Annotated in this window: 11 protein-coding genes; 5 read left to right on the forward strand and 6 right to left on the reverse strand. The window is 60.1% G+C overall.

Annotation, left to right across the window (positions count from 1 at the left end; genetic code table 11):
- Window positions 1-470: 470 nt before the first annotated feature.
- The 3 genes from purD to ACVWZJ_RS09330 all read right to left on the reverse strand — a co-directional run bounded on the left by purD (window position 471) and on the right by ACVWZJ_RS09330 (window position 4417).
- Entirely contained in the window at window positions 471-1766 is a 1296-nt protein-coding gene (gene purD, locus ACVWZJ_RS09320) for a phosphoribosylamine--glycine ligase (RefSeq protein WP_011431715.1), read from the reverse strand.
- Between the two features lie 102 nt (window positions 1767-1868).
- Window positions 1869-3014: a glycosyltransferase gene (locus ACVWZJ_RS09325; protein ID WP_457395900.1), complete on the reverse strand. Its 1146-nt coding sequence runs from the start codon at window positions 3012-3014 to the stop codon at window positions 1869-1871.
- 113 nt (window positions 3015-3127) lie between these two features.
- A complete protein-coding gene (locus tag ACVWZJ_RS09330; protein ID WP_457395902.1) occupies window positions 3128-4417 on the reverse strand; it encodes an HD domain-containing protein in 1290 nt (429 codons plus the stop codon).
- 160 nt (window positions 4418-4577) lie between these two features.
- Here ACVWZJ_RS09330 and ACVWZJ_RS09335 point away from each other — a divergent pair, with 160 nt between their 5' ends.
- Entirely contained in the window at window positions 4578-5579 is a 1002-nt protein-coding gene (locus ACVWZJ_RS09335) for an SGNH/GDSL hydrolase family protein (protein ID WP_457395904.1), read from the forward strand.
- A 29-nt stretch (window positions 5580-5608) separates the two neighbouring features.
- Here ACVWZJ_RS09335 and ACVWZJ_RS09340 read toward each other — a convergent pair whose 3' ends face one another.
- Together ACVWZJ_RS09340 and dapA are read right to left on the reverse strand one after the other, a co-directional pair.
- Window positions 5609-7444: a ribonuclease J gene (locus ACVWZJ_RS09340; RefSeq protein WP_011431719.1), complete on the reverse strand. Its 1836-nt coding sequence runs from the start codon at window positions 7442-7444 to the stop codon at window positions 5609-5611.
- Window positions 7445-7663: 219 nt separating this feature from the next.
- The gene (dapA, locus tag ACVWZJ_RS09345; protein WP_414424319.1) at window positions 7664-8584 is read right to left on the reverse strand and encodes a 4-hydroxy-tetrahydrodipicolinate synthase; all 921 of its coding nucleotides are present in this window, start codon (window positions 8582-8584) and stop codon (window positions 7664-7666) included.
- A gap of 275 nt (window positions 8585-8859) precedes the next feature.
- Between dapA and ACVWZJ_RS09350 the strand changes: the two genes are divergently transcribed.
- The 3 genes from ACVWZJ_RS09350 to ACVWZJ_RS09360 all read left to right on the forward strand — a co-directional run bounded on the left by ACVWZJ_RS09350 (window position 8860) and on the right by ACVWZJ_RS09360 (window position 9779).
- Complete coding sequence (locus ACVWZJ_RS09350) at window positions 8860-9231, forward strand: nitroreductase family protein (RefSeq protein WP_457384674.1); 372 nt, start codon at window positions 8860-8862, stop codon at window positions 9229-9231.
- A 271-nt stretch (window positions 9232-9502) separates the two neighbouring features.
- Window positions 9503-9625, forward strand: coding sequence for a hypothetical protein (locus ACVWZJ_RS09355; protein WP_457395907.1), 123 nt, complete (start codon window positions 9503-9505; stop codon window positions 9623-9625).
- Window positions 9612-9779, forward strand: coding sequence for a hypothetical protein (locus tag ACVWZJ_RS09360; RefSeq protein WP_457395908.1), 168 nt, complete (start codon window positions 9612-9614; stop codon window positions 9777-9779). The genes ACVWZJ_RS09355 and ACVWZJ_RS09360 overlap by 14 nt, the downstream gene beginning before the upstream one ends.
- Before the next feature lie 51 nt (window positions 9780-9830).
- On the opposite strand, the gene trpD is transcribed toward ACVWZJ_RS09360, so the two are convergent.
- Window positions 9831-10862, reverse strand: a complete 1032-nt coding sequence (gene trpD / locus ACVWZJ_RS09365) for an anthranilate phosphoribosyltransferase (protein WP_457395909.1) — start codon at window positions 10860-10862, stop codon at window positions 9831-9833.
- Window positions 10863-11331: 469 nt separating this feature from the next.
- Here trpD and trmFO point away from each other — a divergent pair, with 469 nt between their 5' ends.
- Entirely contained in the window at window positions 11332-12711 is a 1380-nt protein-coding gene (gene trmFO / locus ACVWZJ_RS09370; RefSeq protein WP_414329729.1) for an FADH(2)-oxidizing methylenetetrahydrofolate--tRNA-(uracil(54)-C(5))-methyltransferase TrmFO, read from the forward strand.
- The last annotated feature ends 44 nt before the right edge of the window (window positions 12712-12755 follow it).

Consider the following 12755-nt stretch of genomic DNA (forward strand, 5'->3'; position numbering starts at 1 on the left):
CTTGGCTCATAAGTTCATTGTACTTCATCAAAGCGCATTCCTCCCGACACCGACCCTACGGGTACAGTGCGGGGCTCCTGCGATTTCTAGCTGAATCTATTTGAGAGAGATAGTCTTCTCTGCCATGCGCTGCCCCAGACGAACACCCCCAACCCCTCTTCCACCCTGGGAGAGGAAATGCCTGCTCTAGGGGATCCGGGTCCGCAACAGTTCAAGTGGGCTAATGGGGGATCCCCCTCGAGAGGGGAGAGACTCAGCTCAGCAATATCCGTGCCTAGTCAAAGCAGAGGGCTATTGTTAAGGAATCTAAAGTAAAGTTGAGCTTTTGATATCACTGTTGCCGTCTTGTTACCGAAAGCGCTATCGTCTAAGCATCAAAGCTTTTTTCAAAGCTGCTTTATGGGCCCTGGAGGAGCGACCCCTCTGGGGCTTCTTCCATCCGGCTGCAGCTGAGAGGGCAAGGGATGGCTTTATGGGGTAGGGATCACTCCTCGGCGGACGGCAGGCCCCAGGGCGTGGCTGCCGATGTCAGAACGATAGTAGGCCTTGGGAAACTGCACTTGCTCCACAGCTGCGTAGGCTTGGCGCAGGGCCTCGGATAGGGTTGCCCCTTGGCCGGTAAGACAGAGAACGCGCCCGCCATCGCTCAGGAGCTGCTTGCCTGCCTGGCGGGTACCCGCATGAAACACCAACGCCCCCGTGGTGGCAGCTGCATCCAAGCCGGAGACGGGGATCCCTCGCTCGTAGGCATCGGGATAGCCTGGGGCTGCCATCACCACGCAGGCGGCATAGCCGGGTTTCCATTTGAGCTGGATTTGGGCCAGCCGTCCTTCTATACAGGCCAGCAGCACCTCGTCCAAAGGGTTTTCCAGCAAGGGCAGGAGGACTTGAGCCTCTGGATCCCCAAAGCGGCAGTTGTACTCCAACACGTAGGGATCCCCACTGGGCGTGATCATCAAACCGGCATAGATCACCCCCTGGTAGCGGATGCCCCGCCGTTGCAAAGCCTCCAGGGTGGGATCCAGGATCTGGGCTTGGATGCGGGCCAACAGTTCTGGAGTTACCAGGTGATCCGCAGGGGCATGAGCTCCCATACCGCCGGTGTTGGGGCCAGTATCGCCCTCGCCAAGGCGCTTGTAGTCCTGGGCAGGTGGCAGCGGCACACAGATCTGGCCATCGGTTAGAGCCAAAACCGACACCTCCTGGCCGGGGATAAACTCCTCGATCAGCACCTGATCGCCCGGCTTGGCCAGGGCTGCTTCCAGGGCTTGCACGGCTTCTTCCCGGTTTTGGGCAACGGTTACCCCCTTGCCGGCAGCCAGTCCATCTTTTTTGATGACCACTGGGAAACTCTGGGAGTCGAGATAGGCCACAGCGGCAGATAGCTCAGCAAAGCCGGTAGCGCGAGCAGTCGGGATCCCCGCCTCTTGCATCAATTGCTTAGCCCAGAGTTTGCTTCCTTCCAGTTGGGCAGCGGCGCGGCTAGGCCCGAAAATGGGCAACCCTGCTGCCTGGAAGGCGTCCACGATCCCCTGCACCAAGGGCAGCTCTGGCCCTACCACCGTCAGGCGGATCCCTTGTACGGTAGCAAACCGCACCAGGCCTTCAATGTCGGTAGCCGCCAAAGCCACGGATTGACAGCGGGGCAGCTGCTGCATGCCGCCGTTGCCGGGGGCACAGTAGATCCGAGTAACCTGGGGAGACTGCAACAGCTTCCAGGCCAGAGCGTGTTCTCGCCCCCCAGATCCGATGACCAGAGCCTGCATGGTGTGCTATTCCGCTGTTTCTAAACCCAGCTTGCCTGTTTTCCGAACATCCCCCATTAGACCATGTTCTTGTACCATTTCTGGGGTGTTGGCGCACTCCGGTCAGTGGACGGCGAGAGAACGGCCCCGCCAAGTCCAGTTGCGGCCGGTGGTGGTGCGGATGGCCGAAGCCAAGATGATGGCCGCTGTCGCCCAACCCCCCACTGCCGTTAGCCACCAGTAGCAGAGGGGCAGATGCGCCCAATGCCGGAGCAGAAGCCGGATGGCCAATTGGGCCAGGATCCCTGCAAAGCTGGCCAACAGCACCTCCAGGGATCCCGTAGCCCCAGCCAGGATCAGCCCCAACCAGGGCAAGCTGCAGATCCCCAAGACCGTACCCATTGCCAACACCGCCAAGGCCCAGTTGCGCTCCAGGCCCAGGAACCAGTTTTTGGTCCACCCTTCCCAAAGGGCAGCCCCGTTGGCATACATGCGGCTGCGCACCCGCGGCCCTCCCAGGCAAATTTGCAGGCCCAACCCCTGGGCTTTGATCCGTTGCCCCAGGGCCACATCCTCGATCACCACATCGGCCACTCCGGCATGCCCGCCAACTTGCTCGTAGGCAGAGCGGCGAAACAGCAGGAAGGGACCAAAGGCAAAGGCTTTGGGGTTGTCGGGATCGTTGACGGCGGCAAAGTTGTAACCCACCGCCAGGATGGTCATCATGATGGGTTGCACCAGCCACTCCGCCAGGCAACCGCACACCAATTGCGGCCCTACACTCACCAAGCCGCTGCCGCTTGCCAGCAAATGTCCTAAGGCCGCTTCAATGGCACCGGATCCCAGCCGCACGTCGCAATCCAGAAACAGCAAGTAGTCGGCTTCTACGCGGGCGACGGCTTGGGCACAGGCCCAGTTTTTGCCCACCCACCTTTGGCCTTTGGGACGGGGATCCCCCTTGAGCAGGTGTAGGCGCGGATCTTGCCGTTCGGCAGCCAGGGCTTGGGCCAGCTCCCAGGTGGCATCCGTGGATTCATCGTCCACCAACCACACCTGTAAAGGGGCAGAGGTGCTGTCCAGAATGCTGCTCAGGCAGCCCACCACGTTCTCGGCCTCGTTGTAGGCGGGCACGATCACCGCCAGCCGCTCCATCCCGGCCGCGATTTCCCCTGCCTGTTCCGCCGGGGGATCCCTCAGCCAGGGGGAAGCCCGCAACGCTCGCCTCAGTTGCAGAGCCACCAGGGCAATCGCCAAAGCTGTTAAGGACAATACCCCCGTTAGGATTTCTCGGATCCCCACTCCTGCTTCCCTCGTTGTTTAGATGTGCTCAGGAACAGATTCCCACCTCTAATGCTCTAGCTCTGGGATGGCCCAATGATTTTCTAGGCAGACAAAACCCCTTCTACGATATCGCCATAGGGCCGGGGAAAGATTAGCCAGACCTGGCGCTGGGTTTCCACCAAGGCACGCACCAAAGGGGAAAGATGGGCAATTTCTTCATAGCCACGCTCGGTTTTGAGCTGGATCCCTTGGTCATAAAAGCTATAGCCCTGGACATGGGCAGAGCGGATGCCCAAGTAACTTTCAGGATCCAGCCCGTCCTGCAGCATTTTGGCCTGCACGGCGGCCACCAGGGTTTGGCGTTGTTCCTCAGACAACTGGGTAATGTTGCGGGCCTTGAACAAATCCCGCTCCAAGTAGCGCCGCGACAGATCCGCCAAGATGGGATCCTTCCCCGACATGGCCCAGAGGCGCATGGGGTAGCTGAAGATGATATCGTCGGCAGCCAAGTAGAGGGGGAGCGGCAACTCGAAGGGATCCCCTTTTTGAGCCGCCAGCGAGGCCCAGCACCAAGCGCTGAGGATGGGATCCAGCTCAATCTCCCCCCTTTGCAAGAGAACCTGCGCCCGTTTGAACAGCCGATCCAAGATGAAGCGGGCGCACAAGCTTTTGGGATGTTGGTAGACCTGGGTGTACATGAAATAGCGCACCACCAGGTAGTGCTCGATGGCCCCCAGGCCTTTGCGGGCGGGGATGGACAGGGATCCCGTCTCCGGGTCATAATCCAGCACCGTTAGGATGCGATCCAAGTCCAGGTGGCCGTATTGGGCGCCCGTGAGCAGGCTATCCCGCATCAGGTAATCGAAGCGGTCGCAGTCCAGTTGGCTGGAGATGAGTTGCCCCACCAGCGGCAGGGGAAATTGCTTCTGCAACACCTGCTGCATCTGGGCCGGCAGTTGGGAATCAAACTCCGCCAGCAGCGTCCCCACTTGGGGATCCTCCCGGAGAATGCGGGCCGTCCAAACCTCGTGTCGGCAGCCGAAGATCTCTTCCCCGGCATGGCTAAAAGGGGCATGGCCAATGTCGTGCAGCAGAGCCGAGGCCAAGGTTACCGCCCGATAGGGACGCAGCTCCGGGTGGCGATGGGCCAATTTGTCGAACAGCCGCCGCGTTACCTGCAGCACCCCCACCGAATGGGTAAAGCGGGATCCCTCTGCCCCGTGGAAGGTAAAAAAGGCCGTGTCCAACTGGCGAATGCGGCGCAGCCGCTGAAAGGCCGGTGTATCGATCAGGCGAATGAGCAGAGCCTCAACCGCGTCCCCTCCATTCAGGCTGATGGCGCCATGCAGGGGATCGTGGTAGGTGCGGGACTTGCAAAACCGTAGCGGCATACTCCCACCATACCTCGCCAATTTTGGGATCCTTGGCTAGCCTGTCTGGGGGTGCTTCCCGCCTCGCCCTATCTATGCCCGCTTTCCCATGCCTCTCTCTGCAAAGGATGCCAGCACCCGAACCCCAGAAAACTCGACTCCAAGACAACAAGACAGCTGGGTGTTCCTCCTCTCCCTGCTGATTTTGATACTCAGTTTGGGGCTAACCGGCTGCTCTGCCAGTTCTGGATCCCCTGTTGTGCCCAGCCCACCCACCCTCACCCGCTACGTTGCCCTGGGAGCCAGCGATGCCGTTGGCTACAACGCCTCCATTTCCTGTGATGGCCCAGCCAACGCCGCCGGCACTCGACCCCAGCGCTCAGAGCCCCTGGACTGCCCCAATGGAACGGGCTATGTGCCCCGCCTGGCTCGCTTGCTGCCCGGCCCAGTGGAGCTTATCAACCTGGGCCGTTCGGGAGCGGTGCTCAGCCCCGCCATGCAAGCCCTGAGGCAGGGGATCCCGGCCAATTTGCTGCAGGATCAAGTGCCGCGCCTTCCCCCCGATGCCACCCTGATCACCATTTGGGTGGGCGGAAACGATACCAACGCCATCGCTCTGGCGGCGGCTCAACAGGCTCTCCAAGGTGAGGATCCCTTGCCCTTCGTCGATCAGCAGATCCGACAATTCGCCGCCGATTACCAAACCCTGCTGCAAGCGGTGCGTGCCCGTGCCCCTCAAGCTCGCCTGGCGGTGGCCAACCTGCCCAACTTCGCCCTGATTCCTCTGGGTCAGCAGCAACCCAGCAGCGTGCGCCAACTGCTCTCCCTGATCTCGGTTGGCCTCACGCAACGGGCCATCAACCCCTTAAGCCAACAGGGGATCCCAGTGGTGGACTTGCTCTGCGATCCCCGCTCCTACCGACGCGAGTCCTTCTTTCCCGGCCCGCTGGCCGACGGCTTTCACCCCAACGACCGGGGCTACGCCGATTTGGCCGATGCCTTCTTGAGCGCCCTTCGGCAACCGCTCCCTCCCCAAACCCGCTGCCCTCCCTTTAGCGAGGTGGGATCCCTGCAACCAGATGCGGCGGCAGAGTCCGCCCTCCGCAGTTTTCTCACGGATGGATACAAGCCGGCACAACAGGAAGGATCCCTGCGCTCGGCAAGGGATCCCAAAGGCGCTTAGACGATCCAGCCACGGAGAACGGGCCAGTTTTAGGAAGCAGCTACCGCTGCCGAGGAACGCCGCCGCCGGCCCAGAGCACCCGCTACCGGCTCCGGTTGGGTTTCCACACCCAAAGAAGACACAGACTCCTCTTCAGGGGATTGCACAAAAACCGCCACCGTGGGCCTGCCGGGCAATTGTTCTCGCAAGAAACGGCGCACCACCCGCTCCACTTCGCCCTTAAGGCCGGCCCAGTCGATGTCCAGGCTGCCCCGCTCCAGCGAGCGAGCAAATTGGGGCCACGCTTGCCGAAGGGTGTTCTCCAGAAGGGGTTTCAGGTCGGATCCCTTGAGTTGGTTCCCTTCCCCCGCCAAGCCAAAGGTTTGCACCTGCGGGGTGCAGAGCAACTGGCCGCTGCCGTCCAGGCTGATCACCACCGTCACCATGCCATCTTTGGCGATCTGCTGCCGCTCCTGCAGCATCTCATCCATCACCACTCCATCGTGGGAAGCGGCGATCATCTGCAGGCCAGAGGGGACGCGGCCCGTGATGGCAATGCGCTCCCGGTTCACCTCCACCACATCGCCGTTGTCGATGATTACAATGTTTTCCCGCGGGATCCCCATGCTCATGGCGGTTTCGGCGTGCTTGACCAGCATGCGGTATTCCCCGTGGGTGGGAACGAAGAACTTGGGGCGGGTCAGGGCAATCATCAGCTTCTGGTCTTCCTGGCAGCCGTGGCCGGAAACGTGCAGGCCCTTGTCTTTGCCGTAAATGACATTGGCTCCCAGCTCCATCAGCTTGTCGATGACCCGCGAGACCGCGATGGTGTTGCCAGGGATCGGGTTGGCCGACCACACCACCGTGTCGCCTGGCTTGATTTGCAACTGCGGGTGCTCGCCGTTGGCAATGCGGGTGAGAGCAGCTAGAGGTTCTCCCTGGGATCCGGTGGTGAGGATGATCACCCGGTCATCCGGCAGGCTGTTGATCACATGCATCGGCTGCAGCGTCTCGTCCTTGCAGCGGATGTAGCCCAAACGCCGCGCGTGAGCCACCACATTCAGCATGGAGCGGCCCAGCAGAGACACCACCCGACCCTGCTGTTCGGCGATCTGCAGCACCAAGTTGAGACGATGCACCGAAGAAGCAAAGGTAGTGATGATCACCCGCCCTTTGGCTCCGGCAATGGCCTTGGTGAGACCGGGCACCACTGAGGCTTCAGAGGGGGTGAACCCCGGCACTTCAGCGTTGGTGGAGTCGCTGATCAGGCAGAGCACTCCCTTTTCCCCATGTTCGGCCAACCGCTGCAGGTCGAAGTACTCCCCATCCACGGGGGTATGGTCGATCTTAAAGTCGCCGGTCTGAATAATGACGCCCACAGGCGTGTGCAGAGCCACCGTAAAGCTATCGGCAAAAGAGTGGGTGTTGCGAATGAATTCGGCAAAAAAGTGCTTACTCAAGGGAACGATTTCACGGGGGCCAACAGGACGCAGCTCTGTGCGGTTGAGCAGGCCCACCTCCCGCAGTTTCTCTTCCAGCAGCGCCAGCGCCAATCTGGGGCCGTAGATGACCGGAATATCGAACTCCCGCAGGTGATACGGGATGCCACCGATGTGATCTTCGTGGCCGTGGGTAACCACCATCCCCCGCACTTTGTCGCGGTTTTGCTTGATGTAGGTCATGTCCGGCAGCACGATGTTCACGCCGTGCATGCTCTCATCGGGAAAAGCCAAACCGGCATCCAAGAGGATAATGTCGTCCTCGTAGCGGAAGGCCCATGTGTTTTTGCCGATCTCCCGCTCGCCGCCCAGCGGAATCATCTGAACGGAAGAGGTGGATTGTGGGATCACAGAACGAGAAGCAACTGAAGAACGTGGTGTTGGCATATGGGTTTAGATCCTCAACAGTAAAAAAACAAAAACAGAAATAGGCACAAGCTATCCCCGACAAAGTTGTGGGCGAAAGCCGCAACTCATCCATTTCCCAGGCCGGGGAAGAGCTTTTCAGGGAAAAAGCTACCTACCCACAGGTCAAACGCCACAAAAGAGCCCCTTGCAAACCCCTGAAAACCGTGGTCATGGCAGAAGCAAAGTCTAAAAATGCAATCATGAAACTTTTGTCGCCATTTGTTCGGATCCCTTCGATTCAGCCAGTAGGCCCATCTCTTCAAGCACCTGTCGCAAAACCTGCAGAGAACTGGGCTGTAGAGGCGCTAGGGGAAGGCGCGCCCGACCCACTCGCCAACCCTGCATCTCCAATGCGGCCTTAATCGGAACTGGGTTGGTCTCGATGAATAAAACCTTGAACAACGGAAACAGGCGCAGGTGGTGGGCCAAAGCTTGATCGTGTTGCCCCCTGATGTAGCTCTGGATCAGCTCCTGCAACTGCAACCCAACCAGGTGGCTGGCTACACTGACCACCCCGCTCCCCCCCAAAGATAGGAGCGGCAACGTCAGAGAGTCATCCCCTGAATAGATGGCGAAACGCGAGGGAGTGAGTCGCCGAATTTCCGAAGCTACATCCATCATACCACTGGCTTCTTTGATGGCGACAACCGTTTCCAATTCTGCTAATTGGGCTACAGTCTCCGGCTGTAAACTGGCCCCTGTCCGACTGGGAATGTTGTAGAGCAAGATGGGCAGGTCACTGGCTTGGGCGATGGCCTTGAAGTGCTCATAAAGGCCGGCCTGGGTAGGCTTGTTGTAGTAGGGCACCACCTGCAGAGAGCCATCCAAACCGAGTTGAGCGGCCTTTTTTGTGGCTTCAATGGCCTCACGGGTGGAGTTGGATCCCGTCCCGGCGATCACCTTAGCCCGACCGGCTACGGCATCTCGCACCACGCGGAACAGCTCATACTCCTCTTGCCAGGTTAGGGTGGGAGATTCGCCTGTGGTGCCACAGACCACCAAGCCGTCACTGCCGTGGGTTACCAAGTAATCGGCCAAACGAGCGGCCTCATCGTAGTTAAGCTCCCCCTCATCAGTAAAGGGGGTAACCATGGCCGTCAGCACTCGACCGAAGTTCACCGATTGCTTCTCCCCATCAACCACACCAATCCGACGATTAACCGGGCGACCCAGATGAGACCAGTTTGTTTTTCCATCATACCTGCCTTTGCGTTAGGGATCCCGCTTGCCTGCCCTGCCAAGGCCCAGTTTGTGCCTCACCCGGTTGTCACAGGCTGGATAAAAGGGAGATAACAAAGAAGACAGACCGTTTGAACACGGAATGTATAGCCATTTGCCAATCCTGCCCCTACCTTTGGGGGGAGCAGCCTTTCTACCGACACTTGAGGATCCCTATGGACGCCCTAACTGCCCTGAAAGAGCGCATTTCCGCCGACAAATTGGATCCCAGCCGCCGTTTATCGGAAGCGGAGATCCGAGAGCTGGTGGCTTATGCTACGGAAGCTCCTTCTTCCTTCAACATTCAGCACTGGCGGTTTGTTGCGGTCACCGACCCGGAAGACAAAGAGCGCCTCAAATCTCTGGCCTACAACCAACAGAAGGTGGCGGATGCATCGGTGGTGTTTATCATCCTGGGGGATCTGCGGGGGTATGAGAAACTGCCTGAAATTGTGCAAAGAAGCGTTGCTGCCGGGATCCTCTCGCCCGAAAAAGCGGAAGGCTGGGTGAACATGGCCCAGGCAACCTATCTGATACATTCACGCTGAACTCTCCTGAACATGGTTCAGGAAAGAAGCGATCGCATCCTGCCTACCTCTGTTCGCGTCAGCGGGACGGAGTCCAAACAGGAAGGCGGTATCCCGCAAAGCCCTGAGGAATACCCCCCGAGCGCTTTCCCCCTTCACTTCCCGGCAACCGTTGCGGTGGACTCAAGGATCAGGGGGAAACTTGGTCTACTATATCCCTCTCAATGACTTTTGCCAAACCGCCTAAAGCTCAGTAAATTCAGCAAAGTTCAGGGTTTTGGGGGTTAGAGGCATGCTCCACAATCCCACCTTGGCGCGGGATGAAGCGATTCGCTCTGGGGCGATGGCTGCCATGGCGCTGATGATCGCGGCTCAGGCCAAGGGTTTGGTGAGCGGGCCCGATGATCGGCTTTGATCCGGAAGGGGTAAAGCGGGAGTTCGGCATTGCCGACCGCTACGTGCCGGTGATGCTGCTGGCGGTTGGATATGCGGCAGCGGGTAACCTGCCGCGCAAGCCTCGCTTGGGGGTGGATGAAGTTCTGGCCTTTGGGCGAGGGCGGGAGTTTTAGCCCTAGGCTCAGGTGGGATCCCTGTCGCCCTCTCCTGGACTCCTACCGGCATCAAGCCTTGAGAAAATGAACCAGCTGTTGCAAGCGATCCCAAGCGGCACCCCTGGCGAGAATCTCGCGAGCTTGGGCGATCCCGGCTCTCCAATCGGGGGCCACTCCGGCCACCTGCAGGGCCAAAGCAGCATTCAAGGCCACCACATCCTGCTGGGCAGGCGTCCCGGATCCCTGGAGAACTTGGGTGAGGATGGCGGCATTTTCCGCCACATCCCCCCCCTTGAGAGCTTGGGTGGGTGCCAGGGTCAGCTCGTAATCTGCAGGGTTCAAGACTTCCGTCCGTACCAGCCCACCGGACAGGATGCCCAGATCGGTGGGTTGATCCAGACCGGCCTCGTCGAGACCTTCGCGGCTGTGCAACACAATGGCCCCTTCCCGTCCCAACAGGCGCAGGGCCTCTGCCATTACCGGCACCAGCTCCTGGGCGTAAACCCCGATCACCTGGCGGTTGGGATAGAGGGGGTTGACCAAGGGCCCCAACAGGTTGAAAATGGTGCGAACCTTGAGGGCCCGCCGATAGGGGATCACCGCCCGCATGGCCGGGTGCCACTGGGGAGCAAACAAAAAGGTGATGCCCACTTCCGCCACAGCCGCCCGCACCCGCTCTGGCTCAGCGTTGAGGTTCACCCCCAGGGCCTCCAGCACATCCGCCGAGCCGACCTTGCCAGAGGCGGAACGGTTGCCATGTTTAACCACCGGGATCCCGGCTGCACTGACCACAAAGGCCACCACCGTGGAAATGTTAAAAGTGCCGGCCCCATCGCCGCCGGTGCCACAGGTATCCACCAGGAGAGGCAAGTCCAGCGGGGATCCCAGCGAAGCCCGCTGTAGCACTCGTGCCATGCCGGCCAGTTCACCAGCGCTCACACCCTTGGCTTGCAGGGCCGCCAGAATCGCCCCCGACACCACATCTGGCACTTGGTTCTGGAGCCAACCGTTCATCAACTGTTCAGCTTGGGCTTCGCTGAGAGATTGCCGATCCAGCAACTGCCCCAAAAGCTGTGGCCAAAGGTCAGCCGTTTCCGTCATGGGTCGGGATCCTGGGTGTCAGCGGGTACTTATAGTAGCGTATCCCGCCTCTGGGTCACTTGCCTCGTGCAGGTCGGGCCATGCTGAGGGTTAGCTAATCCGCCCAGAAGCTCCGCCCTCCTTATTGCTACGCAACGCGACGCAACCACTTTAGCGGCGCGGAGCGCTATGCCTCAGCGTAAGGGTCGGGATGAAAGGCGGTCTTTGTTCTATAATCAACCTGGCTGTACAAAACGGCTTTGCCGGAATCTGGTACAGCTACGCGGTGGGACATTCCGTGTCTGCTCGCTGAGGGTTCTTGTGATAGCTCCCCGTTGAAGCGAGAAGCGCACACTCTTTCGCTTTAGCAGCGCGGAGTGCTTTGCGTCAGCATGAGTGCGGGAGTATGTCACCATAGTGGGTTTGACCTGAGCCGTTTCCGGCCCTAGCAGGGTGCGCTCCATTCTTCTCTTCCCTCCCGGAGGTTGTGATGAACCCTCCAACTAACCCAAGGGCTTGCAGCCCGCTTGCACGAGCGGGAGCCTTCGCCCCCATCCATGTTGTGGGCGGGGGGTTGGCGGGGACAGAAGCTGCTTGGCAAATTGCCCAGGCAGGGTTGCCTGTCATCCTTTCGGAGATGCGCCCCGTGCGTCAGAGCCCGGCCCATCACACCGATCAGTTGGGGGAGCTGGTGTGCAGCAACTCCTTTGGGGCTGCAGCCAGCGATCGGGCGGCAGGGCTACTCAAGGAAGAACTGCGACAACTGGGATCCCTGGTGATCGCGACGGCGGATTGCCATGCAGTGCCGGCAGGAGGGGCATTGGCAGTGGATCGGGCCCGCTTCAGCCAGGCTCTCACGGAAGCCATTCAAAACCATCCCCGCATCACCCTGCGTCGGGAGGAGGTGACGGAGATCCCGGAGGGCATTGCCGTCCTCTGTACCGGCCCTCTGACCAGCGATCCCCTGGCCAAGGCACTGCAAGCCTTTACGGGCCTGGAGTACCTGAGCTTTTTCGATGCTTCTAGCCCCATTGTTACCGGGGATTCGTTGAACCGAGCGGTGGTGTTTCAGGCTTCCCGCTACGACAAGGGGGAAGCAGCCTATCTCAACTGCCCCATGACGGAAGCGGAGTACGAACGGTTTTGGCGGGCGCTGGTGGAGGCAGAGCAGGCGCCCCTCAAGGATTTTGAACGGGAGGAGCGCAAGTTTTTCGAGGGCTGCTTGCCGATTGAAGAAATGGCGCGCCGGGGCAAAGACACCCTCTGTTTCGGCCCCTTGAAGCCGGTGGGGCTGGTGGATCCGCGCACGGGATCCCGTCCTTACGCGGTGGTGCAGTTGCGGCAAGAGGACAAAGCAGGGCAGCTGTGGAACTTGGTGGGCTTTCAAACCAACTTGAAATGGGGAGAACAGCAGCGGGTCTTTCGCCTCATCCCCGGCCTGGAACAGGCGGAGTTTGTCCGCTTTGGGGTGATGCACCGCAATACATTTTTGAATTCGCCCCAGCTTCTGTGGCCGACCTTGCAATTTCGTCGCCGACCCACGCTGTTTGCCGCCGGCCAGTTGGTGGGCACCGAGGGCTATGCCTGCGCGGTGGCAGGGGGATGGTTGGCCGGACAGAACGCCGCCCGCCTGGCTCTGGGGTTGCCCTTGATCACGCTGCCCCCCGAAACAATGATGGGATCCCTGTTTCAGTTCATCAGCAGCGCCGATCCCAGGCACTTTCAGCCGATGCCGGCCAATTTTGGGCTGTTGCCGGATTTGGAGGGGCGCAAGCTTCGCAACAAGCAGGAGCGCTATGGCCGTTACCGGGATCGGGCTTTGGCTGCTCTGAAAACGACTGGGTTGGTGCGCCAAGTGCAAACCGCCTAGGGGAGCTTGGAGCGTGTTCCCGACCATTGCGATCCAAGTCAAAG

Source organism: Thermostichus sp. OS-CIW-29 (genome assembly GCF_054058195.1).

What these genes read in the sequence shown, in the direction of transcription:
- ACVWZJ_RS09355 (WP_457395907.1), top strand. Translation starts at nt 9,503, where the DNA reads ATGCTCCACAATCCCACCTTGGCGCGGGATGAAGCGATTCGCTCTGGG.
- ACVWZJ_RS09330 (WP_457395902.1), bottom strand. Translation starts at nt 4,417, where the DNA reads ATGCCGCTACGGTTTTGCAAGTCCCGCACCTACCACGATCCCCTGCAT.
- trmFO (WP_414329729.1), top strand. Translation starts at nt 11,332, where the DNA reads ATGAACCCTCCAACTAACCCAAGGGCTTGCAGCCCGCTTGCACGAGCG.
- ACVWZJ_RS09350 (WP_457384674.1), top strand. Translation starts at nt 8,860, where the DNA reads ATGGACGCCCTAACTGCCCTGAAAGAGCGCATTTCCGCCGACAAATTG.
- trpD (WP_457395909.1), bottom strand. Translation starts at nt 10,862, where the DNA reads ATGACGGAAACGGCTGACCTTTGGCCACAGCTTTTGGGGCAGTTGCTG.
- ACVWZJ_RS09340 (WP_011431719.1), bottom strand. Translation starts at nt 7,444, where the DNA reads ATGCCAACACCACGTTCTTCAGTTGCTTCTCGTTCTGTGATCCCACAA.
- ACVWZJ_RS09360 (WP_457395908.1), top strand. Translation starts at nt 9,612, where the DNA reads ATGATCGGCTTTGATCCGGAAGGGGTAAAGCGGGAGTTCGGCATTGCC.
- purD (WP_011431715.1), bottom strand. Translation starts at nt 1,766, where the DNA reads ATGCAGGCTCTGGTCATCGGATCTGGGGGGCGAGAACACGCTCTGGCC.